General features: G+C 69.0%; 20 protein-coding genes and 1 tRNA gene. 11 read left to right on the forward strand and 10 right to left on the reverse strand.

The features are described from left to right. Nucleotides 1-25: 25 nt before the first annotated feature. The 9 genes from ACLF6J_RS15075 to ACLF6J_RS15115 all read left to right on the forward strand — a co-directional run bounded on the left by ACLF6J_RS15075 (nt 26) and on the right by ACLF6J_RS15115 (nt 9,332). On the forward strand, nt 26-973 hold the full coding sequence (locus ACLF6J_RS15075; protein WP_134352246.1) for an ABC transporter permease: 948 nt from the start codon (nt 26-28) through the stop codon (nt 971-973). Then, nucleotides 970-1,833: an ABC transporter permease gene (locus ACLF6J_RS15080; protein WP_134352247.1), complete on the forward strand. Its 864-nt coding sequence runs from the start codon at nt 970-972 to the stop codon at nt 1,831-1,833. The genes ACLF6J_RS15075 and ACLF6J_RS15080 overlap by 4 nt, the downstream gene beginning before the upstream one ends. Further along, complete coding sequence (gene nikE, locus ACLF6J_RS15085; RefSeq protein ID WP_134352248.1) at nt 1,830-3,536, forward strand: nickel ABC transporter ATP-binding protein NikE; 1,707 nt, start codon at nt 1,830-1,832, stop codon at nt 3,534-3,536. The genes ACLF6J_RS15080 and nikE overlap by 4 nt, the downstream gene beginning before the upstream one ends. After that, nucleotides 3,533-4,000: a DUF3237 domain-containing protein gene (locus tag ACLF6J_RS15090; RefSeq protein ID WP_134352249.1), complete on the forward strand. Its 468-nt coding sequence runs from the start codon at nt 3,533-3,535 to the stop codon at nt 3,998-4,000. The genes nikE and ACLF6J_RS15090 overlap by 4 nt, the downstream gene beginning before the upstream one ends. 58 nt (nt 4,001-4,058) lie before the next feature. Beyond that, entirely contained in the window at nt 4,059-5,681 is a 1,623-nt protein-coding gene (locus ACLF6J_RS15095; protein WP_134352250.1) for an amidohydrolase, read from the forward strand. Nucleotides 5,682-5,736: 55 nt separating this feature from the next. Beyond that, nucleotides 5,737-6,981: a flavin-dependent oxidoreductase gene (locus ACLF6J_RS15100; protein ID WP_134352251.1), complete on the forward strand. Its 1,245-nt coding sequence runs from the start codon at nt 5,737-5,739 to the stop codon at nt 6,979-6,981. Then, nucleotides 6,978-7,481 (forward strand): DUF3237 domain-containing protein, encoded by a 504-nt coding sequence (locus ACLF6J_RS15105; protein WP_134352252.1) that lies wholly within the window; start codon nt 6,978-6,980, stop codon nt 7,479-7,481. The genes ACLF6J_RS15100 and ACLF6J_RS15105 overlap by 4 nt, the downstream gene beginning before the upstream one ends. 94 nt (nt 7,482-7,575) lie before the next feature. After that, entirely contained in the window at nt 7,576-8,247 is a 672-nt protein-coding gene (locus ACLF6J_RS15110) for a TetR/AcrR family transcriptional regulator (RefSeq protein WP_166804661.1), read from the forward strand. Continuing rightward, nucleotides 8,244-9,332, forward strand: coding sequence for a zinc-binding dehydrogenase (locus ACLF6J_RS15115; RefSeq protein ID WP_134352254.1), 1,089 nt, complete (start codon nt 8,244-8,246; stop codon nt 9,330-9,332). The genes ACLF6J_RS15110 and ACLF6J_RS15115 overlap by 4 nt, the downstream gene beginning before the upstream one ends. 425 nt (nt 9,333-9,757) lie before the next feature. On the opposite strand, the gene ACLF6J_RS15120 is transcribed toward ACLF6J_RS15115, so the two are convergent. Further along, nucleotides 9,758-9,848, reverse strand: a tRNA-Ser gene (locus tag ACLF6J_RS15120). Nucleotides 9,849-9,902: 54 nt separating this feature from the next. Continuing rightward, nucleotides 9,903-10,949, reverse strand: a complete 1,047-nt coding sequence (locus ACLF6J_RS15125; RefSeq protein WP_134352255.1) for a hypothetical protein — start codon at nt 10,947-10,949, stop codon at nt 9,903-9,905. 132 nt (nt 10,950-11,081) lie between these two features. Between ACLF6J_RS15125 and ACLF6J_RS15130 the strand changes: the two genes are divergently transcribed. Continuing rightward, nucleotides 11,082-11,858 carry a hypothetical protein gene (locus ACLF6J_RS15130; protein ID WP_131492242.1) on the forward strand — a complete coding sequence of 259 codons (777 nt, stop codon included), beginning with the start codon at nt 11,082-11,084 and terminating at the stop codon, nt 11,856-11,858. Between the two features lie 18 nt (nt 11,859-11,876). Here ACLF6J_RS15130 and cydC read toward each other — a convergent pair whose 3' ends face one another. The 5 genes from cydC to ACLF6J_RS15155 are packed head-to-tail and all read right to left on the reverse strand — an operon-like array spanning nt 11,877 to nt 18,314. Then, a complete protein-coding gene (cydC, locus tag ACLF6J_RS15135) occupies nt 11,877-13,544 on the reverse strand; it encodes a thiol reductant ABC exporter subunit CydC (RefSeq protein ID WP_134352256.1) in 1,668 nt (555 codons plus the stop codon). Further along, nucleotides 13,541-15,199, reverse strand: coding sequence for a thiol reductant ABC exporter subunit CydD (gene cydD, locus ACLF6J_RS15140; RefSeq protein ID WP_134352257.1), 1,659 nt, complete (start codon nt 15,197-15,199; stop codon nt 13,541-13,543). Before cydD ends, cydC begins: the two co-directional genes overlap by 4 nt. Then, a complete protein-coding gene (gene cydB / locus ACLF6J_RS15145) occupies nt 15,196-16,224 on the reverse strand; it encodes a cytochrome d ubiquinol oxidase subunit II (protein WP_047520250.1) in 1,029 nt (342 codons plus the stop codon). The genes cydD and cydB overlap by 4 nt, the downstream gene beginning before the upstream one ends. 13 nt (nt 16,225-16,237) lie before the next feature. Further along, entirely contained in the window at nt 16,238-17,653 is a 1,416-nt protein-coding gene (locus ACLF6J_RS15150) for a cytochrome ubiquinol oxidase subunit I (protein WP_134352258.1), read from the reverse strand. After that, nucleotides 17,640-18,314, reverse strand: a complete 675-nt coding sequence (locus ACLF6J_RS15155) for a helix-turn-helix domain-containing protein (protein ID WP_047520253.1) — start codon at nt 18,312-18,314, stop codon at nt 17,640-17,642. Before ACLF6J_RS15155 ends, ACLF6J_RS15150 begins: the two co-directional genes overlap by 14 nt. Nucleotides 18,315-18,415: 101 nt before the next feature. On the opposite strand from ACLF6J_RS15155, the gene radA reads away from it, so the two are divergent. Further along, a complete protein-coding gene (radA, locus tag ACLF6J_RS15160) occupies nt 18,416-19,783 on the forward strand; it encodes a DNA repair protein RadA (protein ID WP_134352259.1) in 1,368 nt (455 codons plus the stop codon). Nucleotides 19,784-19,840: 57 nt separating this feature from the next. Here the strand turns inward: radA and ACLF6J_RS15165 are convergent, their stop codons facing one another. The 3 genes from ACLF6J_RS15165 to ACLF6J_RS15175 all read right to left on the reverse strand — a co-directional run bounded on the left by ACLF6J_RS15165 (nt 19,841) and on the right by ACLF6J_RS15175 (nt 21,805). Further along, nucleotides 19,841-20,251, reverse strand: a complete 411-nt coding sequence (locus ACLF6J_RS15165) for a dehydrogenase (protein ID WP_134352260.1) — start codon at nt 20,249-20,251, stop codon at nt 19,841-19,843. 338 nt (nt 20,252-20,589) lie between these two features. After that, a complete protein-coding gene (locus ACLF6J_RS15170) occupies nt 20,590-21,234 on the reverse strand; it encodes a hypothetical protein (protein WP_131492236.1) in 645 nt (214 codons plus the stop codon). A 70-nt stretch (nt 21,235-21,304) separates the two neighbouring features. Beyond that, nucleotides 21,305-21,805, reverse strand: a complete 501-nt coding sequence (locus tag ACLF6J_RS15175; RefSeq protein ID WP_047520264.1) for an amino-acid N-acetyltransferase — start codon at nt 21,803-21,805, stop codon at nt 21,305-21,307. Nucleotides 21,806-21,935 lie beyond the last annotated feature (130 nt).

The raw sequence follows: 21,935 nt of genomic DNA on the forward strand, positions 1-21,935 counted from the left end.
CTGCGACGACGGAACGGATCCCCTCATGATCAGGACGGTGCTCGGCAAGCTGGGCGGACTCGCGCTCACGCTCTTCCTCGCCAGCGTCATCATCTTCTCGGCGCTGCTGCTCACGCCCGGAGACCCGGTGTCGACGCTGGCGGGCGGAGCACGTCCTACCCCGGAGCTCATCGCGGCGATCCGCGCGGAGTACCGGCTGGATGAACCGGTCTGGCTGCAGTACCTCCACTGGCTCGGCGGTGTCATCACCGGCGATTTCGGCCGGTCGTTCGTCTACAAGACGGATGTCGCCGAGCTCGTGGGGGCGCGGTTCGCGGTGACGTTCGAGCTGGTGCTCTTGACCACCGTGCTCATCGCGGTGTTCGGCCTGGGCTCCGGCATCCTCGCCGCCGTCAGCGGCCGCCGCACCGACATGGTGGTGTCGGTCACGACATCACTCGGCATGGCGCTGCCGACATTCATCGTCGCGATCCTGTTGATCTGGATCTTCGCCACCTCGCTCGGCTGGTTCCCGACCTTCGGGGCGGGTGACGAAGGACTCGATCGGCTCTGGCACCTGGTACTGCCTGCGGTCTCGCTCGCGCTGATGTTCATCGCGTACATCAGCCGGGTGACCCGCAGCGCCCTGGTCGCCCAGTTGCACTCCGAGCACGTCGAGACCGCCCGCGTCCGAGGCATCCCGTGGGGCCGCGTCTTCCGCCGGCACGTCTTCCACAATGCGGCGCCGCAGATCCTGGCGATCTCGGGCACGACGATCGCCGGGCTGTTCGCCGCCTCGGCCATCGCCGAACAGGCCTTCGGGCTCGGCGGCATCGGATCGTTGCTCACCGAGGCCGCCGCCCGCAAAGACCTGCCGGTCGTGCAGGTCGTCTCACTGCTGCTCGTCGCCCTGTTCGTCGTGCTCAACGCGATCGCCGACCTACTGGCCGCTGCCATCGACCCCGACAGCACGGGAACCCGGAGGAACGCATGAGCGTCGGTCAGCTCGCTGCGGGTCGGATGCCCGCAGCCACACGTCGACTCGCACGACGCGACCCACTCCTGGTCGTGGCGGTCGTCGTGCTCGCGGTTATCGCGGTGATCGCGATCGCCGGCCGGTGGCTCGCGCCCTACTCTCCCGATCTGCTCTATGCGGGACCCACCAACGGCCCCGCTTCGCTCGACCACCTGTTCGGCACCGATGACCTCGGCCGCGACATCCTGTCTCGCGTGCTGGTCGGTGCGGCCGCGAGCGTCACGGCGCCGGTGATCGTCGTGGCGCTTTCCACTACCCTCGGGCTGACGCTCGCGATCACCTCGGCCTGGTTCGGCGGTCTCGTGCGCGGAACGATCGCCCGGGTGATCGATGTGATCTTCGCGATCCCCGGCCTCGTGCTCGCCGTGCTCGCGGTCGCCATGTTCGGCAAGGGCCTCGTCGCCCCCGTCGCCGCGCTGTCGATCGCGTACATCCCCGTCGTCGCGCGCCTGACCCAGACGGCCGCCTCGCGGGAACTGGGCCGGCCGTACATCGCGGCGCTGCGGGTGCAGGGCGTCTCGAGCGCCGCCATCTGCTTCCGCCACCTGATCCCCGCGCTGATCCCGGTGGTCGCAGCCCAAGCCACCATCGGATTCGGGTACGCGATGCTCGATCTCGCGGCGATCTCGTTCCTCGGCCTCGGCGAGCAGCCGCCCGCCGCCGACTGGGGCTCGATGATCGCCGGCGGGCAGGCCGCGATCCTCGCGGGCGCTCCCGAGCAGTCGCTGTTCCCGGCACTGCTGATCGTCATCACCGTGCTCGCCGTCGGCATCATCGGCGCCCGCACCACCACCTGGGCAGAGGAGAAGGAACGATGACGGCACCGGTGCTTGAGCTGCGGGGTCTCGAGATCGGGATGCCGACGCCCGACGGCCCGCGCACCCTGGTGCACGACTGCACTCTCGACGTGGCCCTCGGCGAATCGGTCGGCCTCGTCGGAGAGTCGGGGTCGGGGAAGACCCTCAGCGTGCGCGCGATCGCCGGCCTGCTGCCCGAGAGCTTCACCACGGCGGGCACGATCCGCGTCGAGGGAAAGGATCTCGCATCCCTCGACGAGCGAGGGCGCCGCGAGCTGCGGGCGCTGCGCATCGGCATGGCGTTCCAGACGCCGCGTGCACATCTGAACCCGCTTCGGACGATCGGCGACTTCCTCACCGAGGCGCTGGTCTCCATCGCAGGGCTCACCCAGGAGGCCGCTGACCGCCGCGCCGTCGAGCTGCTCGACGAGGTGGGAGTGCCCTCTCCTGCCCGACGGCTTCGACAGCGGCCCGCCGAGCTGTCGGGCGGGCTGCTGCAGCGGGTGATGATCGCCTCGACGCTCGCGATGGATCCTCGACTGCTGCTCGCTGACGAGATCACCACGGCCCTCGACGTGACGACGCAGGAGGAGGTCATGGCCGTGATCGGTGATCTGCGCCGCCACCGCGACCTGTCGCTCCTCTTCATCACGCACGACCTGGCCCTCGCCGGTGCCGTGTGCGATCGCGTAGTCGTCATGAAGCAGGGACGCACGATCGAGACGCTGCATGGTGCGAGCATGCGAGCGGATGCTCGCGAGGACTACACGCGCATCCTGATGTCGGCCTCGCTCGACGCCGTGCCCCTGGCGCCTCCCGCTCCCGCGTCGGAACCGACCGGGGTGGCCGACCCCCTGCTTCGCGTCGAGGGCTTGAAGAAGTCCTTTCGCGTCCGGGCGGCGCACGGCCGCAGTCACGACATCCTGACCGCGGTCGACGACGTGTCGTTCGCGCTCGCGGCGGGAGGGTCCCTCGGCATCGTCGGCGAATCCGGCTCCGGCAAGTCGACCACCGCCCGCGTGATCTGCGGCCTCGAACGCGCCGACACCGGCACCGTGCGGGTCGACGGCGCCGACTGGAGCACGCCGGCCGGTTCGGGTGCCGAACGTCGCACTCGCGCGAAGACCGTCCAGATGGTGTTCCAGGATCCGTATCAGTCGCTCGACCGGCGCCAGACCGTGCGGCAATGCCTCGTCGAGGCGATCCGGGTGCACCGCCGCGACGACGACCGCGCGGCCCTCTCGGCACGGGTGTCGGCGCTGATGGAGTCGGTGCACCTCGATGCCGCCCTGCTCGACGCACGACCCCGGTCGCTCTCGGGCGGCCAGCGACAACGCGTCGCGATCGCTCGAGCACTCGCCGCCGAACCGCGCATCCTCGTGCTCGACGAAGCAGTGTCGGCCCTCGACGTCACCACCCAGGTCGAGATCCTGTCGCTGCTCGAGCGCATCCGGCTCGACACCGGCGTCGCCCTGCTGATGATCACCCACGACCTCACCGTCATCCGCCGCCTGTGCGACGAGGTGGTCGTGATGCGCAACGGGCGCATCGAGGAACGCGGCGATACCGGCTCCGTACTCGACAACCCCCAGGCTGAATACACCCGCCTGCTGCTCGACTCCATCCCGGGCGACGGCTGGGTGCCGCAGCGACGCATTCCCGTGCGCACGACCCCGATCCCCACGATCGGGCTCGACCGACCGACGAAGAGGAGACGGCGATGACCGACACGGATCTGATGACCCCCGCGTTCGAATACTGCTTCGAGCTGCGCGTCGACGTGACCCCGCCGCAGCGGATCGGGCGCGGCGAGGGCGGCGAGCTGCATTTCACCGCGATCACCGGCGGCGTGCTCTCGGGCCCGCGCGCCGAAGGGCGCGTGGTGCCCGGCGGCGGCGACTGGTGGGTGGATCACGGTGTGACCACCCAGCTCGACGCGCACTACCTGATCGAGATCGACGGGCACCTCGTCGACGTCGTGAACCGCGGCTACTGGCGCGCGAACGAGGCTGCGATCGCGCAGTTCGAGGCGGGCGGGCACCCCACCGAGCGGGATCTGTACTACCGCACCGCGTTCGTGTTCCAGACGGATGAGCACTCGCTGCGCTGGCTCGCAGAGTCGCAGTTCGTCGGCTACGCGCGCCCCGGAGACGACCAGGTCGTCATCCGCGTGTTCCGAGTGGTGTGACGAGATGATCGACGAGCAGAACCCGAGCGGCGCAGCCGCACCGACGAGAGGCACGACCATGACCCGCACTTCCCTCGCCGACGTGTGCATCGTCGACGGCCGCGTGTTCGACGGACGCGTGGGCACCGCCGACACGGCCGTCGCGATCCGCGGCGAGCGCATCATCGCGATCGGCACGGATGCCGAGATCCGCGCGCTCGCGGGCCCCGACACCCGCATCATCGAGGCGGCGGGTGGCGGCATCCTGCCCGGGTTCGTCGACGCGCACATCCACGCGGCCTTCGCGGGTGTCGAGCGGCTCAGCTGCGACCTGACCACGGCCACGAGCGTCGGCGAGACGCTTTCGCTGATCGTGGCCGCAGCAGACGCGACGGATGCTGAGTGGATCACCGGCGGCGGCTGGAGCCATGAGCTGTTCCCGCACCCGACCCGGCAGATGCTCGACGCGATCGTGCCCGACCGACCGGTCGCCCTGAGCGATGCCGGGCACCACACGCTGTGGGTCAACTCGCGCGCGCTGGAGCTCGCCGGGGTCGACCGCGAGACGCCCGCGCCCCCGAACGGGCACATCCATCACGACGAGCAGGGCGACCCCACCGGGTACCTCAATGAGACGGCGGCCGAGCTCGTCGGGCGGGTGATCCCCGCGACGACGGATGCCGAGATCGCCGCCGGACTTCTCAACGCGCAGAAGTTCCTGTGGACGCTCGGCATCACGGGCTGGCACGAGGCGATCCTCGGCGAGTACAACGGCAAGGCGGACTGCACGGCGGCGTACCGCGCGACGATCGCTGACGGGACGCTGCGCAGTCGCACGTCCGGTGCGCTGTGGGTGCCCCCAGGCACGACGGCCGCGCAGGTACCGGAACTGGTCCAGCGCTTCGTCGCGCTGCGCGCCGCGAACGCCGCGGCCGGATTCGACACGTCGACCGCGAAGGCGATGGTCGACGGCGTGCCTCATGGCGAGACCGCGGCACTGCTCGAGCCGTACTGCAGCCATGCGGGCAGCGGAGAGCTGCACATCGACGCCGAGGCGCTGGAGGCGCTCGCGGTCGGGCTCGACGCTGAGGGCTTCGCGATGCACCTGCACATCATGGGCGACCGCGGAGTGCGCGTCGCACTGGCTGCCGTCGAGTCGGCACGCCGCGCCAACGGCACCGGTCAGCGCCACCACTTCGCGCACCTGTCGATGGTGCACCCCGATGACGCCCGCCGCTTCGGCCCGCTCGGCATCACCGCGAACATCCAGGGGCTGTGGGCATCCGTCGACCCGGCCGTCGTGCCGATGATCGGCGACGCCCGCATGCGCGCCGGCTATCCGTTCCGTGCGATCGCCGATAGCGGAGCTGCGATCGCCATGGGGTCGGACTGGCCCGTGTCGCCCGCCGACCCATGGCTCGCGATCCACGTGGCCGTCAACCGCACGCTCCCCGGACCCGATGGCACGCCGAGCGAACCACTCGATGCCACCCAACGCCTCACCCTCACCGAGGCTCTCGCCGCGTACACCAGCGGCTCGGCCGAACTCGTGCTGAGCGGAGGAGGGATGCTGCGCGTCGGCGCCCGCGCCGACATCGCCGTGTCGACCGTCGACCCGTTCGCGATCCCGACCGAGGCGCTCATCAGTGTCGGCACCGCCGTCACGGTCGTCGGCGGCACCGTGGTGCACTCGCGCGACTGACAGCTGGAACACCCATACACCTGCTGCAGATGGCAGCAGAGATCAGGAGAGATCGATGAAGATCATCATCATCGGCGCAGGGATCGGTGGACTCGCCGCAGCGATCAGCCTGCACGAGGCCGGGCTGACCGGCGTCACCGTATACGAGCGCAGCACCGCGATCCGCGGCCTCGGCGTGGGCATCAACCTGCTGCCGCACGCCCTGCGCGAGCTGACCGAGATCGGGGTCGCACCGCGCATCGCCGAACTCGGCGTGGAGCCGCACACGCTCGCGTACTACAACCGGCTCGGACAGCCCATCTGGAGTGAGCCGCGCGGCACCTCCGCCGGGTACCGATGGCCGCAGCTGTCTGTGCACCGCGGTCGGCTGCAGCTGGCCCTGCGCGACCTCGCCGCCGAGCGGCTCGTCGAGCCGATCCGCCTGGGCCACCGACTGATCGGTGTCGACTCGAACGCCGACGGCACCGAGACGGCGCGTTTCGCGACCGAGGACGGCACCGTCGACGCCACGGCGGATGTGATCATCGGCGCTGACGGCATCCACTCCGCGCTCCGCGCACTGAGATACCCCGCCGAGGGGGCGCCGCCCTGGAGCGGGCTCACGCTCTGGCGCGGAGTCACGCGCATCCCCGCATTCCTCGACGGGCGCACGATGATCATGGCGGGCGACGGCGACCAGAAGTTCGTCGCCTACCCCCTCGAGCTCGCCGATGCCGACGGGCGGATGCTGGTGAACTTCATCGCCGAGCGCCGCGTGGGCGGCACCGGCGACGCGGACTGGAACCGCACGGTCGACCCCGCGCCGATCGCCGAGCTGTTCCAGGACTGGCGCTTCGACTGGCTCGACGTGCCCGCGGCGATCGCCGCCGCCGATGAGATCCTCGAGTACCCGATGGTCGACCGCGACGCCCTGCCGCAGTGGACTTTCGGCCGCACCACACTCCTCGGCGATGCCGCCCACGCGATGTACCCGAACGGCTCGAACGGCGGTTCCCAGGCGATCCTCGACGCGCGTACGCTCGCCTTCCACCTAGCGACGGCTGCAGACATCGACGAGGGTCTCGCGGCCTACGAGCAGGCACGGCGGCCAGCGATGACCGCGCTGCTCGCCGGGACGCGCGCCACGGGACCGGAGCGCGTGATGCAGCTGGCGCGCGAGCGCGCTCCCCATGGCTTCGCCGACATCGAGGATGTGATCCCCTTCTCCGAGCGCGAGCAGATCGCCCGCGAGTACAAAGCCGCCGCGGGATTTCTTCCTGAGGCCCTCAACGAGCGCCCGACGCTCACGCCGACGGTATGATCCCCGCCGACCCCTTCGTCCCCGGGCTGCGGGCGCATGACGTCCTGCCCGTGCCGTCGCTGGAGTCCGCGTTCGACGTGGTCGTCGAGCTGGGAGCACCGGAGGACCACGGCGACACGAGCGTCGGCCATCGCCGAGTGGTCCCCATCCGTGGCGGACGGATCCTCGGCGCCGTGAACGCGGAGATCCTCGAAGGCGGTGCCGACTGGCAGATCCTCCGCCCGGACGGCACCTTCGAGATCGACGGCCGCTACTCCGCTCGCTCCACCGACGGCGACCTGCTTCTGCTGCATGCCAGGGGCCTGCGGACGGGAGCACCCGACATTCTCGAACGACTCCGTCGCGGTGAGAACGTGCATCCGGGTTCGTACTACTTCCGAACCACGCTGCAGGTCGAGACGGCATCGCCGGCGCTGAGCCATCTGCAGCGTGCGCTGTTCCTCTGCGCTGCCGAGCGACAGGCGAGCACCGTGCGGTACCGCGCCTACCGCGTGACCTGAGCCGGCTCAGGCGGCCGTGAGCGCAGTCGACGAAAGGCGGTGCGCCGACGAACTTTTCTAGACGTCTGTCTAGAAACAGATGTACGCTGGATGCATGATGCGCGGCGCCGTGACGGCAGACATCGCAACCGTCCGAGACTCGATCCGTGCTTCGTCGGACCCCAGGGTCGCGGCGACCCAGACGCGGCTCTCCGACGCTGTGAGATCGTTGGCGCTCGCGGGCCGGGCGATCACGGTGAGCAGTCTCGTCGCCGAGGCGCGAGTGAGTCGTGCCACGTTCTACACCCACTTCTCGGGCATCGACGATCTCGCCCTCCATCTGCAGGAGCAGGCGTTCCGCGACATCGCGGCCGAGACCCGAGCGCACGGCATCTCGGCCTCGACCGACGACTCCGCGATGGCGCGGTCGCAGCGCGCGCTGATCGAGCACTACGCGACGTACCGTGCGCTCTACGCGGCAGCTTTCAGCGTCGCGGTGCCTCGGGGTGCGGAGTCGCGCGTCGCGGAGCTGATGAAGGTCGAGATCCTCGCGCACATACGCGAAATCACCTCGCCGCCGCCCGGGATCGATCCGGACATCGCCGCCACCTACATCGCGCACGCCGCGACCGGGCTCATCGCGTCCTGGGTCCTCGACGACCTCACGGCACGACCCGACGAGATCGCGGAGCACCTCACGCAGCTCATGCCGCGCTGGATGATCTCCGGCCAGCCCACGTCCGCCGGAGACACCGACGGCCCCAGAAGAAAGAAGAACCAGCAATGAAGGCAACACTCGTCCGCGAGATCGGCGCAGGATTCGTCAGTGCGGACATCGACATCGCCCAGCCCATCGGTCGCGAAGTGCTCGTCGACGTGAAGGCATCCGGCCTCTGCCACACCGACCTCACCATGTCCCGCTTCGAGATGGGCAACCCTCTACCCGGCGTCTTCGGACACGAGCTCGCCGGCGTCGTCGCCGCGGTCGGTCCGGACGTGACGGACATCGCAATCGGCGACCATGTCGTCGGCTGCCTCGTGCAGTACTGCGGCGCCTGCGAGAAGTGCCTGTCCGGCAAGGTCTTCCAGTGCCTCCACCCGGAGAAGACCCTCCGCGCACCGGACGAGGCGCCGCGGCTCAGCGAGAACGGCGCACCCGTGGGGCAGGCCTTCGGGCTGGGCGGGTTCGCCCAGCAGGCTCTCGTGCACGAGAATCAGCTCGTGACGGTGCCGGACGAAGTTCCGTTCGCCCAGGCGGCACTCCTCGGCTGCGGCGTCGTCACCGGCGCAGGCTCCGTCCTCAACACCGCGAACGTGCAGGCGGGCGACGCCATCGTCGTCATCGGCGCCGGAGGGGTGGGTCTGAACGCCATCAACGGCGCGGTCATCGCCGGTGCGACCACGATCATCGCCGTGGACATCGCCGACGACAAGCTCGCGAAGGCGAAGGAGTTCGGGGCCACTCACGCCGTGAACTCGACGGAGGTCGACCCGGTCGCCGCCGTGCACGAGATCACCGGCAACGGCGCGGATGCGGTGTTCGACTTCGTCGGCACGAAGACCGTGGCGGAACAGGGGCTGGAGATGGCCGCGCCCGGTGGTGGCCTCTACCTCATCGGTGTCATCGATCCCACCTCGCACATCGACGTGCATCAGGTCGGACTGATCGGTTCTCAGAAGCGCATCCAGGGCGTCTACATGGGCTCGACCACGGCCAAGCGAGACATCCCGATGTACGCGAAGCTCTACCTCGAGGGCCGGTTCGAGCTCGACTCGCTGCTGTCGAAGGAGATCGCGCTCGACGAGGTCAACGAGGGCTACGACGCTCTCAAGGACCCGAGCGTCACGCGCGTCGTCATCACCTCGCTCTGACCCGACCTCGTGCGTGGGAGGACGCCCATCGGGCGGCCTCCCACGCACGGTCGACCCGCATCAGGGACGACGACGGGAAAGCACGGCGAACGCGGTCTCAGGCCACGGGGTCCCAGCGAGCTCAGGAGATTCCATACCGAGATTTTCTCCTTATTACTCAAGTTTGCTAGGTCCAAAGTTGAATAACGAGAGTGCTATTCCGGGAAAAGTCGGAAGGACGCGCATCGCAGGCGTGGCGTCCAGGCAGGCCGTTCTCGACACTGCTGACGCGTGGGGCGCGCGACATCGCACCTCGCGCATCACGGGACGGCTCGCCGAGAGTCCTTGCAAAGCATGCCATCGGGACACCGACGAGATCTGCACCACAGATGCACCACACCCCACCCCGGATACGGAAAAACCCCCGATTTCTCGGGGGGTTTCCATGGCGGTGACGGTGGGATTTGAACCCACGGTAGGGGGTTACCCTACACAACTTTTCGAGAGTTGCACCTTCGGCCGCTCGGACACGTCACCGCGGAATAGCTTACGCGAGAGCGGGCGAGCGCGCGAATCGGGCACCCAGAACGTTCACCAGGCGGCGGCGACCTCTGCGTGTGTGCGCAGGATGCCCTCGGTCGATCCCGCGGGCGCACGACCGATGCCGCACTCGGTGGCGACCCCGAACCGTTCCGCGAACGGGCGGGCGGCGGCGACACGGCGCCCTGCTCCTTCCGCGCCGTCTTCGCGGTGGACGAGTCCGAGGTACAGCTCTTCGACGGGGGCGAGGTCGGCGAGAGGGGCGAAGTAGCCCTCGTCGTCGCGCTCGATCGGCACCGGCAGGTGCAACCACGTGAGGGGACGCGCCGTCGCCTCCAGGACCGCGTTCGCGTAGCGGACCAGGGTCGCGGAATCGGTCGGCTCGATGAAATGCTTCTCCCCCGCGTCGCCGTAGCAGAGGTGCACGCCGACCTCCACGCCTGCCGGCACGGCGTCGATCAGTTCGGCCAGCCGCGCGACGAGGCCGTCGAACGGATCACCGGGCCACCAGGCCTCCATGACCGCTCCGTAACCGGCTGCTCGCTCGATGATGCCCATCTCGCTGGCCACATCCCACTGCACAGCAAGGTCATCGTGCGGGATCGCCTCGAGGATCTCCTCGAGCTCACGCAGGATCGCGGCGGTGTAGACGGGCTCGATCGCCGCCCGGTCGTCCCCACGGAAGAAGGAGGAGATCACAGCGAGCGGTGTCGGCAGCGACACCTGGAACCGCACCTCGGCCGGCACGAGCCCCTCCGCACGGAGGCGCGTGAACACCGCGTACGACTCGATCGCGGCCGCCGCGTATCCGAGCGCGGGAAGTTCGATGCCCGCTGCGTCCACGCCCTCACAGATGCGCAGACCACGGGCGTCGATCCCGGCCGGGAACGGGATGGGTTCGTCGCCGATGCGCTCGATCCCCTCGGCCTGGCCGATCACATCGGGCTGGAACATGATCCAGTGGAATCGTTTGCCGACTTCGCCGTCCGGGATGCGCCGGAGGCGGGCGCCGAGCACATCCACGGCTGTGCGGATCGTCGTCTCGGCATCGTCGAAGTTCACACTGCCCACGAGGAGGGCGCCCTGCGGCTGAGTCATCACCCTAGGATATCGGCGCGGAATTCCGCGCTTTTCTCCGGCCGGCCACCGGGCGGCGGGACGCCCGAAGAGTTAGGATGTCCTAAGAACCCGCCGCCTGTGGGGGCAGCGATGACGGGAAGGGTACGCAGTATGGGCTTCATCACCTCGGAGGCGCTGGCCGACACCGGCTACGTCGTCCTCGACGATCACTCCGCACCGGGCGACCCCGCCGAATGGCTCGACCTGGAATACGTCCGCTGGCGCTCCTCCGGCGTCACGCGCTTCGCCCCGCTCGCCAGCTACGCGGGCGACGTGGACTGCAACGGCTTCTGGAACCACACGCCGCCGCGCACCGACAAGGACGGCGTGTGGATCGATTCCCAGGTGGCGATCGCGCCCACCCTGCAGCGTCGCGCACTGGAGCCCGGCGCGGGCATCGGACGGTGCCGCGTGATCGAGCTGCAGCCGAACGAGTACGCCGATGCGATCTACAACCTGCATCAGGACGACAACAACCGCCTCAACGAAGAGGGCACCGGCTGGGTCGTCCGCGGATTCTTCAATCTGTCCGACGACACCGAGTCGATGCTGATCTTGCGCGCCGACCGCTTCGACCCGGCGACCGAGGTCCGGCTGCCGCTCCGCGCCGGCTCGCGCATCATCGTCGACACCCAACGCTTCTGGCACGCGGTCTGGCATCGCGGCACCGCACCCCGCTACGCGCTCATCACCTCCTGGACCAGCGGCCCCGAACTCGACGCGTACATCGCCGCGAACCACGGCGACCCGCATCCGCCCACCGTCGACCTCGATCCGCAGTTCGTCGATGAGGCACAGGTCGAGTTGCACCGCCGCATCGAAGAGCGCCGCCGTGCCTTCGAAGCGCAGGGCATCGTGATGGAACCGCCCGTCGACATGAACGCCTGACCCGCGAGGGGTCCTCACTCAGAGCGTGCGTCCGCCGTCGAGTCGCACCACGCGGTCGACAGTGCCCGCGGGCGGCACCACGTGCGAGATCAGCAGCATGGACTGCGACCCCGCAGCCGCCAGCAGATCACGCAGCAGCGCATCGGACGCCTCGGGGTCGACCCCGGCCGTCGGCTCGTCGAGCACCAGCACCGGGAAACCGCGCAACAGGGCCCGGGCGAGCGCGATCCGCTGCGCCTGCCCGCCGGACACGAGTGCGCCACGGTCGCCGACCCGCGCATCGAGACCGCCGCGCTCCCGCGCCCACTCCCCGAGCCCCACCCGGTCGAGCACGGCGAAGAGTTCCTCATCATCCGCGGTGTCGCGCGCGAAGAGCAGGTTCTGACGGATGTCCTCGTCGAACAGCTGCGGGCTCTGCTCGCACAGGCCGATGACCCGGCGCAGCGTCGGACCGGACAACTCCGACGCGTCGCGGTCCCCGATCCGGTACTCGCCCTCCACGCGGAGGAAACCGACGAGGGCCGCGGCCAACGAGCTCTTCCCGGCCCCGCTCGACCCCGTCACCAGCACCCGCTCACCGGGTCGGAGATCGAGGTCGACGCCGGAGAGCGCCGGGGCTCCCCCCGGCCAGGACGCGCGCACGTCGCGCATCCGCACCACCGGCGTGCCGTCGACCTCGACATCCTCGCCCGCGTCGGAACGCAGCTCCTGCGGCATCCGGTCAGGGAGCACGTCGACGATGCGCTCCGCACTCGATCGGACACTCCGCCACGACGCCGCAGCGATCGGCACGGCGCCGAAGATCTCGAACACCACCATCGGCACCAGCACCGCCACGGCCAACCACGGCCCGTCGATCGCCCCGTCGACGAGGCCGGGCGCCGCGGCGGCGAGCGCCCACACCGACGCCGCTCCGGCGACCGCGGAGACCACCCCGGCAGCGACGGCCTGCGCCAGCGATGCGCGGGAGACGAGCCGACGCAGCTCCCCGTCGGCGACGGTGATCCGTGCCCGCGCCTGCTCCTCCGCCCCATACGCGAGGAGGACATCGAGGCTCGCGAAGTAATCGACCAGCGCCGCCGAGAGCTCAGCCCGACGCGCGGACACGAGTGCTTCGGCGCGAGAGCCGAACACCCAGCCGAGTCCGATCGCCGCGGCCGCGGCGACCAGCAGGCAGACGGCGAGGGTGAGGGCGGCGGGCGGCGAGACGAACGCGATGAAACCGACGGCACCCACCGCGACGAGCGCAGCGACCCCCAGCGGCTGCACCACCCGCAGCGGGAGGTTCTGCAGGTTCTCGACGTCGTCGACGAGGGCCGTGAGCACTTGACCGCGGTCGGTCGAGCCGAGTCCGGCCGGCGAGAGCGGGATCAGTCGACGCACCATGTCGGCGCGCGTGGAGGCGAGCTGACGCAGTGCCGCATCATGCCCGCTCAGACGTTCGAGGTAACGGGTGACGGCGCGCGACACAGCGAAGAACCGGACGCCGACCACGGCGATCGACAGCGGAACCAGCGAGTCGACGATCGAGGCGCTCACGATCAACCAGCCACTGACCGCGAGCAGGCTCACGGCGGCCGCCGCGGACAGCACACCCCAGACGAGACCGGGCACGAAGCGTCCGACCGACGGCTGCGCGAGCCGGAGGATGCTGCGGACCCGCTGTCCGCGCGTCAGTCCGGTCATGCGTCCACCCCCAGCGCCACGACCTGATCCGCGATGCGGCGCGCCGACCGCCGGTGCGACACGAGCAGGATCGTCGCTCCGGCATCCGCCCGCGCGCGCAACGACTGCCACAACCGCTCCTCGGTCTCCGGGTCCAGCGCGCTCGAGGGCTCGTCCAGGGCGAGCACGCGTCCGGGATCGGTCTGCTGCCGGTAAAGCGCGCGCGCCACGGCCACCCGCTGCGCCTGACCGCCCGAGAGCCCACTCCCCTGCACACCGAGTTCGAGTGCCGCGTCGATGCTCTCGGCGCGTGCCTCATCCAGTGCTGCACGGACGCGGCCGGCATCCGGTGCCGGGTCTCCGAGGGCGACGTTGTCTGCGACCGTGCCGCGCATCAGCCCCGGTGCTTGCCCTGCCCAGGCTAGCCACCCGGCCGGAGCGAGCCCGCGAAGACTCTGCCCGGCGAACACGGCCGCCCCCTCGTAGTCGGCAGCACCCCGCAGTGCCGCGAGAAGCGACGACTTGCCCGAGCCACTGGGTCCCTCGATCAGCGTGATCGTCCCCGGCGTCGCGGTGAAGGACACCGGGGGCAGATCGCGCACCTGCACCCCCTCGACCACGAGCGCCGCGCCTTCCAGTCGGTCCACCTGCAGGACGGATGGGCGGATGTCGGAAGCTTCGACGGCGATTCGTCCGGCATCCGTCGGAAGCTCCTGCATCCGTGCACCTGTCCGCGCCGCATCGAGCACCTCGAACACGTCCTCGGTCGCGGCGACGCCCTCGGCCGCGGCGTGGAACTGCACCCCCACTCGTCGGATCGGCAGGAACGCCTCGGGCGCGAGCAGCAGCACGAACAGCCCCACCTCGAGCGTGAGGTCCCCCGACAACAGCCGGAACCCGACCGACACGGCGATCAGGGCGACCGCGATCGAGGCCAGCAGCTCCATCGCGAACCCGGACAGGAACGAGAACCGCAGCACCTTCATGGTCTCGCGCCGGTACTCGTCTGCCGTGACCTCGATACGGTCCGCCGCGCGCCGGTCGCGCCCGAAGAGCCGCAGCGTCGAGAGTCCCTGCACCGTGTCGGCGAACCGGGCCGCGAGCCGCTGCAACGTCTGCCACTGGCGCTTCTGCACCGTGCGCGTCGCCATCCCGATCAGGATGAGGAACAGCGGGATCAGCGGCAGCGTGATGAGAGCGGTGAGACCGCTCGGCCAGTCCTGCCACCACATCACCGCGACCAGCACGGGCGTCGCGATGACGGTCAGCACGAGCTGAGGGATGTAGCGTGCGAAGTAGGCGTCCAGCGCTTCCAGACCATGGCCGGCGGTCACCGCGAGTTCGGTCTGGTTCCGCTGCGCCAGCCACCCCGGCCCGAGCCGACCCACCGCCGCGATCAACGCGGATCGCAGCTGCATGCCGGTCTTCGCCGCAGCACGGGTGCCCGCCGCATCGGACGCGGCGATGAGCACACCGCGAAGGGCTGCCGTGACCAGCAGCCAGAGCAGGGACGCCGTGACGTCGCGCCCGGCGATCGCCCCGGTCACCGCATCCGTCAGCAGCCAGGCGAACACGATCACGACCGCGGTCTGGACCACGCCGATCAACGCGGATGCCGCGAGGAATCCCCTCGCGGCACCCGCGTAGCGCAGCAGTCTCGGATCGACGGGTTTCACGCGTGCGCCGGTGCCCCCTCGATGGACTTCCGGGTGACGCGCTTGCGGAAGACCCAGTACGTCCAGGCCTGGTACGCGAGCACGAGCGGCATCGCGATCAGGGCCGTCCAGCTCATGATCTGCAGCGTGTACGGGGTGCTGGATGCGTTCGCGATCGTCAGGCTGTACGCCGGATCGATCGTCGAGGGCATCACGAACGGGAACAGCGCCGAGAAGAGCATGACCACGGCGAACATCACCGTGAGCATCCCGGAGAAGAAGGCCCACCCGTCACGTCGGACGAGCGAGAACCCGACGGCCGCGATCAGGCTGACCGCCGCGAGCACCCCGGTGCCGATGACGAGCCAGAGCAGCGGAGCCTCGCGGCCCATCGCGATCGCCACCGTCCAGATCACCGTCCCGGCCGCGACGAGGATCGTCGGCAGAGCAGCCTTCTTCGCCAGCTTCTGCGCATCCTCGTGAACCTGGCCATCGGTCTTGAGAGCGACGAACAGCACACCGTGCAGGAAGAACAGCAGCAAGGTCGTGACGCCGACCAGTAGCGCGTACGGGTTCAGCAGCGAGAAGAAGCCGCCGACGTAGATGTGGTTCTCATCGATCGCCACCCCCTGCACGATGTTGCCGAAGGCGACGCCCCAGAGCAGAGCGGGAACGGCGGACCCGATCACGATCATCCGGTCGAATCCGGCCTTCCACTTCACGCTGTCGCGCTGGTGCCGGTACTCGAAGGACACCCCGCGCAGGATCAGCGCGAGCAGGATCAGCAGCAGCGGCAGGTAGAAACCGCTGAACAGGGTGGCGTACCACTCGGGGAACGACGCGAACAGCACGGCACCGGCGACGATGACCCACGTCTCGTTGAGGTCCCAGACCGGACCGATCGTGTTGATGACCTGACGGCGCGAGACATCGTTCTTGCCGAGGAACGGCAGCGACATGCCGACGCCGAAGTCGAACCCGTCGAGCACGAAGTAGCCCACGAAGAAGAACGCGACGATGAAGAACCAGAGTGTTGCGAGATCCATGATGCTCCTCCCCTCAGTAGACGACCGACGGCAGCTGGGCCGTCTCGTCATGCGGTTGTTCTTCGGTGTCCGGGCCCTTCTGCGCGGCCTTGACGATGAGTCGGACCTCGACCACGGCGAGGGCCGCGTAGATCGCGGTGAACGCGATGAGCGATATCAGCACCTCGAGTCCGCTGACGCCCGGCGAGACGCCGTCTTGCGTGGTCATCAGCCCGAACACGATCCAGGGCTGTCGGCCCATCTCCGTGAAGACCCATCCCATGATGTTGGCGACGAGCGCGAGCGGGAACGACCAGATCGCGAGCTTCCACATCCACGGCGCCGGGGGCTTCTTGGCGCCCTTGCGGGTGAGCCACAGGCCGGCGACGGCCACGAGCGCGGCGGCCATGCCCAGGCCGATCATCCAGCGGAACGCCCAGTAGGTGACCCACAGGATCGGGGCGAAGTCCGTCAGACCGGTGGCGGCGTAGGTCTGGGCGTACTCGGCGTTCAGGTCGTTGATGCCGTGCACGCACGCGTCGAGCGTGTGCGTCGACAGCAGGGACAGCAGGTAGGGGACGCGGATCGAGAACAGTTCGGAACTGCCGTCCGGGGTGCCGAGGGTGAACAGGCTGAATGACGCGTCCGGTCCGCACACCGTGTTGAAGGTCGCTTCAGCCGCTGCCATCTTCATGGGTTGCGCGGCGTACATCGCCAGGCCGAGCTGGTCACCCGTGAGCACGACACCCGCGGTCGAGACGATCATCGCCCACAGTCCGAACTTCAGCGAGATGCGCATGGTGTCGAAGTGCTGTCCGCGAGCGAGGTGCCAAGCGGAGACCGAGATCACGACACCGGCCGCGAACATCAGCGCGCCGAAGATCGTGTGCGGGAACGCGGCCAGCGCGACCGGGTTGGTCAGCAGCGCCCAGAAGTCGGTGAGCTCGGCTCGGTTGGTTTCGGGGTTGAACGTGTAGCCGACCGGGTTCTGCATGAACGCGTTGGCCGCGATGATGAAGTATGCCGACAGGATGCTGCCGATCGACACGCACCAGATGGTGGCCAGGTGCAGCTTCTGCGGGAGCTTGTCCCAGCCGAAGATCCAGAGACCGATGAAGGTCGCCTCGAAGAAGAACGCCAGCAGGCCCTCGAAGGCGAGCGGAGCACCGAACACGTCGCCGACGAAGCGGGAGTAGTCCGACCAGTTCATGCCGAACTGGAACTCCTGCACGATGCCGGTGACGACGCCCATCGCGAAGTTGATGAGGAAGATCTTGCCGAAGAAGCGGGTCAGGTGCAGGTACTGGACCTTGCCGGTGCGCACCCACGCGGTCTGGAAGATCGCGGCGACCAGCGCCATGCCGATCGTCAGGGGGACGAAGAGGTAGTGATAGACCGTGGTCAACCCGAATTGCCATCGGGCGAGCGCGAGCGGATCAAGCCATTCCATGCACGACTCCTGTTCTGTGCTGCCGCTGCCTCGTGCTGTCACGCAGCTGGACGGTGCAGTCCGATGCGAGGACGGCATCGCGGACGCACTCGGCTTCGAGGGGTCCACCGGCCTCGTTCAACACGCTCTGCATGAGCTCGAGGTGCACACGGCAGAGCATCGGGCGGTCTTCGGAACGGCCCGCCGCGTGCGGGCACGGGCTGAGGTCGACCGTGAGCCGGCGGTCGTCGACCACGGGCTCGAAGCCGCTCTCCTCCAGGTGCTCCACGAGCGCGTCGAGCTGATAGGTGGCTTCACGGCCGAGGTCGGGCGCCGAATCCGGCAGCATGCTGCGCATCAGGTCGCCCCGACGAGCAGCCGCCTTGGCCTTGTCACGCGCGACCGGGCTGGAGGCACCCGGGGCTCCGGTGGCCGCGCTGTACAGCGTGCGCGGACGCCCCCGCGTGGTGCGGTGCTCGATCGTCGGGATCACGTACCCGCCTTCGATCAGGCGCTGCAGGTGCTCACGGACCGTGTTCGCGTGGAGTCCGGTCGCCTCGCACAGCTCCGCGATCGACACAGCGGCTCGGGTCTGCGAACTTCCCGCTTCGAAGAGCAAGTGCAGGATCTGCACCCGGGAGTAGCTCGAGATCGGCCCGCAGACGGGCCCGCCGTTGGCCATGTCACCAGTATTCCGTGAGATCGCAGGTTTACCCAGAGGTACGGGCCGTGAATAAACACCTGGCCGATAGGGATGTCCGATCCCGCCGATAGCCTGAGAGCATGGCCACCCGAAAACCCGCTCCTCCTGCCTACGTCTGCACGGAATGCGGCTGGACGACCGCGAAGTGGGTCGGACGCTGCGGGGAGTGCCAGCAGTGGGGCACGGTGCAGGAACAGGCGGCGCAGACCGGCATCCTCCGCCGCGTGGGTCCGGTCGCACCGAGCGCCGAGCGGACGGCACGACCGATCACGCAGATCACGACGCAAGACGCACCGCGGCGCTCGAGCGGGGTCGGAGAGTTCGACCGCGTGCTCGGCGGTGGCGTGGTCCCCGGCGCCGCGATCCTGCTCAGCGGCGAGCCCGGCGTGGGCAAGTCCACGCTGCTGCTGGAGGTGGCCGCCCAAGCAGCCCGCGGCGGGCGACGGGTCCTGTATGCGAGCGCCGAGGAATCTCCGGGGCAGGTCCGCCTGCGCGCCGAGCGCACCGGAGCGTTGCACGACGAGCTGTACCTGGCGAGCGAGACCGACCTGGCGACCATCCTGGGGCACATCGACGAGGTGAAGCCGCAGCTGGTGATCGTCGACTCCGTGCAGACCATCTCCTCGTCGCTGATCGACGGCGCGGCCGGTCAGCCGAGCCAGGTCCGCGAGGTCGCCGCGACGCTGATCCGCGTGGCGAAGGACCGCGATCTGCCGATCATCATCGTCGGTCACGTCACGAAAGACGGCCAGGTCGCCGGCCCCCGGGTCCTCGAACATCTGGTCGACGTCGTCTGCCACTTCGAAGGGGATCGGCAGACGTCGCTGCGCTTCATCCGCGCCCTCAAGAACCGCTTCGGTCCCACCGACGAGGTCGGTTGCTTCGAGATGACGGGCGACGGCATCGCCGAGGTCCCCGATCCCTCGGGGCTCTTCCTCTCTCAGGGCGCGACCGAACCCGGAACCTGCGTCGCCATCTCGCTCGAGGGCCGCCGCGCGCTCCCCGTCGAGGTGCAGGCCCTCACCGTGCCCAGCAATGCTCCGAACCCGCGCCGTATCGTGCACGGCCTCGACTCCTCGCGCGTGGCGATGGTGCTGGCCATCCTCGAACGCCGCGCCGGAATCCCCACCGGGACTCTCGACGTCTATGTGTCGACCGTCGGAGGCGTGCGCTTCACCGAGCCCGCGGCCGATCTCGCCATCGCGATCGCCGTGGCCGGCTCCATCCAGCAGATCGCGGTGCCGCGCACCGTCGCAGCGGTCGGTGAACTCAGCCTCGCGGGCGAGATCCGCCCGGTGACCCAGGCCGCGCAGCGGCGGTCCGAGGCGGCGCGACTCGGATACGAACAGGTCGTCGACGACCGTTCGAAGACCCTCCGTGCCGCGCTCGGCGATGTGCGGGCGCGCAACACCTCACGCCGATCCGACCGCGACATCCCGCCGTTCTGATCCGCCCGGGAGCCGATCTGGTCCGCCCGGGAGCCGATGCGCCTGCCGCAGACCGTCTCAGGCGTCGAGCGCCTTGAGCAGCTCGGCGGGATCGGCCTGCATGGGGTGCGGGCCGGCAATGTCCAGGAACACCGTCGTGATCGGGTGCGCGGAGAGGAACTTGCGCAGCCAGTCCGCGGTGTAGATCCCGACGCCGGGCGGCAGGTTGGCCGGCTTGTTCTTCGCATCGCTGAACAGCAGCAGGGCCAGATCACCCGTCTTCGGGTCGCGGTACGTCCATACCTCGCCGCTGTCGAGCGGGTTGTCGCGCGCGCCCGGGGTGATCAGCGGCACGACCGTGGTGCCGTGGCGCAGAGCGAGGGCGACCGCAGCGACATCCTGCTTCTCGAGAGCCTGAGCCAGGGCATCCGAGCGGAAGTCCTCGGGTGCGGGCTTCTTCTTCGAGGTCTTCGCCTTCTTCGCTGCCATGTCTCCAGCTTATTCACGGAGGAGGGCGCGACGCGCGGAATCGACCGCGGAGACGATTGGGGCCCTCTCGAGTCCCACATTGGGGACTGGGGTACTCGAGAGGGCCCTCGGACTCTCGAGCGGCGATGTCGAAGCGCTGGGGACGCTGTAGTTCGACGCCACTGGGGATGGCTTGTGCCGCATGATGCGGAGAGTCACCTCAATGGTATCCCAAAGATGAGCACCTGTCAGCATGATGCGGCGAACGATGCGCACATCGCCGTGATTCGCACCCCACAGGGCAGAAGACGACGCATTTCGAATGCTTCCCGTCGAGGTCGCTTCGAAGACGGAGGCCGCTAGTACAGCAGGATCTGCACGGTGCTGGGGCTCGTGAAGCCGCCGATCGACACCTCGACATGGTACGAGGCTCCCCCACCGGGCGCGCGCTGACGATTCTCCTGGTCGCAGGTCTCGACGCTCGAACGCGTCCGATCCCATGTCACCGGATCCTTGCTCGTGACGGTCGTCCCGGCGGTGAGCGTCGCGATCATGCTGCTCGGGTCCTTCTGGCAGTCGGTCGAGCGCCACCACACATCCGAACCGCTGGACACCGTGAACACCTGCGTCGTCGATCCGACGTCGATCGTGCAGTCCTTCGTGCTCTTGTTGGTCAAGGAGATCGAGAGCTTCGGCAGGACTCCGGCGGCATAGGTCTCCGCATCGGCCACCGCGGCGACTTCGACATCCTTCGCCTCACAGGCGACGATCGCGGGTGTCTGCGAGGCCGATGGATCCGGAGAAGGAGACGCCGTCCCGGGCGACGGTGAGGGCGTGGAGGTCTCCGAGGAGGACGCCGACGGCTTCGGACCGGTCTCGGCGGAAGCCCACGGCTTCGCGATCAGCAGCCACACCCCGACACCGATGGCCGCGAGGAGCAGGACGAGCCCGCCGATGACGACCAGTCGCCGACGGCGGTAGACGGCAGCGGAACGACGGGGCATATCTCCAGGCTAAGCGATCGCACCTGCGCAACCCGGGAGGCCGACGGACGGTCGTCGAGCAGGAGGCACCTCAGAGCACTTTGAGCATGCGTGTGTTGCCGAGCGTGTTGGGCTTGACGTGGGCGAGGTCGAGGAACTCCTCGACACCGGCATCACCGCTGCGCAGCAGTTGGGAGTAGACGTCGGGGTCGACGACCTGCTCCCCGATGGGCGTGAAGCCCCGACGGCTGAAGAACTCGACCTCGAAGGTAAGGCAGAAAAGGCGGGAGAGCCCGAGCATCCGCGCCGTCTCCTCCAGCCGGTCGACGATGGCCCGACCGACTCCGTGATGCAACCAGTCGTCGCGCACGAGCAGGGTGCGCACCTCGCCCAGATCCTCCCAGATCACGTGCAGCGCACCGCAGCCGATCAGCACCCCGTCCGCCTCCGCCACGACGAACTCCTGCACGGATCCGTAGAGCACCGCGAGGTCCTTGCCGAGCAGGATGCGCTGCTCCACGAGGGGCTGCAGGAGGTTGCGGATGCCGATGACGTCGGCGCTGCGCGCCGGCCGGACAATGTACTCGCTCACGGCACAAGCCTATGACCCATGCCCCTGCGAAAACCCAGACGGTTCGCTCGCGGTGCGGCGCGTCGTGAGTATGACGCGCCCGGGCGATCGCACCCCGTCTGGGTTTTCGCAGGAGGGACCGGGACACAAA

Source organism: Microbacterium sp. IO18, from assembly GCF_049099505.1.
Lineage (GTDB): Bacteria > Actinomycetota > Actinomycetes > Actinomycetales > Microbacteriaceae > Microbacterium > Microbacterium aurugineum.

What these genes read in the sequence shown, in the direction of transcription:
- ACLF6J_RS15105 (WP_134352252.1), top strand. Translation starts at nt 6,978, where the DNA reads ATGATCCCCGCCGACCCCTTCGTCCCCGGGCTGCGGGCGCATGACGTC.
- ACLF6J_RS15095 (WP_134352250.1), top strand. Translation starts at nt 4,059, where the DNA reads ATGACCCGCACTTCCCTCGCCGACGTGTGCATCGTCGACGGCCGCGTG.
- ACLF6J_RS15080 (WP_134352247.1), top strand. Translation starts at nt 970, where the DNA reads ATGAGCGTCGGTCAGCTCGCTGCGGGTCGGATGCCCGCAGCCACACGT.
- ACLF6J_RS15075 (WP_134352246.1), top strand. Translation starts at nt 26, where the DNA reads ATGATCAGGACGGTGCTCGGCAAGCTGGGCGGACTCGCGCTCACGCTC.
- ACLF6J_RS15100 (WP_134352251.1), top strand. Translation starts at nt 5,737, where the DNA reads ATGAAGATCATCATCATCGGCGCAGGGATCGGTGGACTCGCCGCAGCG.
- cydB (WP_047520250.1), bottom strand. Translation starts at nt 16,224, where the DNA reads ATGGATCTCGCAACACTCTGGTTCTTCATCGTCGCGTTCTTCTTCGTG.
- ACLF6J_RS15090 (WP_134352249.1), top strand. Translation starts at nt 3,533, where the DNA reads ATGACCGACACGGATCTGATGACCCCCGCGTTCGAATACTGCTTCGAG.
- cydC (WP_134352256.1), bottom strand. Translation starts at nt 13,544, where the DNA reads ATGACCGGACTGACGCGCGGACAGCGGGTCCGCAGCATCCTCCGGCTC.
- ACLF6J_RS15165 (WP_134352260.1), bottom strand. Translation starts at nt 20,251, where the DNA reads ATGGCAGCGAAGAAGGCGAAGACCTCGAAGAAGAAGCCCGCACCCGAG.
- ACLF6J_RS15170 (WP_131492236.1), bottom strand. Translation starts at nt 21,234, where the DNA reads ATGCCCCGTCGTTCCGCTGCCGTCTACCGCCGTCGGCGACTGGTCGTC.
- nikE (WP_134352248.1), top strand. Translation starts at nt 1,830, where the DNA reads ATGACGGCACCGGTGCTTGAGCTGCGGGGTCTCGAGATCGGGATGCCG.
- ACLF6J_RS15150 (WP_134352258.1), bottom strand. Translation starts at nt 17,653, where the DNA reads ATGGAATGGCTTGATCCGCTCGCGCTCGCCCGATGGCAATTCGGGTTG.
- radA (WP_134352259.1), top strand. Translation starts at nt 18,416, where the DNA reads ATGGCCACCCGAAAACCCGCTCCTCCTGCCTACGTCTGCACGGAATGC.
- ACLF6J_RS15155 (WP_047520253.1), bottom strand. Translation starts at nt 18,314, where the DNA reads ATGGCCAACGGCGGGCCCGTCTGCGGGCCGATCTCGAGCTACTCCCGG.
- ACLF6J_RS15130 (WP_131492242.1), top strand. Translation starts at nt 11,082, where the DNA reads ATGGGCTTCATCACCTCGGAGGCGCTGGCCGACACCGGCTACGTCGTC.
- ACLF6J_RS15110 (WP_166804661.1), top strand. Translation starts at nt 7,576, where the DNA reads ATGATGCGCGGCGCCGTGACGGCAGACATCGCAACCGTCCGAGACTCG.
- ACLF6J_RS15115 (WP_134352254.1), top strand. Translation starts at nt 8,244, where the DNA reads ATGAAGGCAACACTCGTCCGCGAGATCGGCGCAGGATTCGTCAGTGCG.
- ACLF6J_RS15125 (WP_134352255.1), bottom strand. Translation starts at nt 10,949, where the DNA reads ATGACTCAGCCGCAGGGCGCCCTCCTCGTGGGCAGTGTGAACTTCGAC.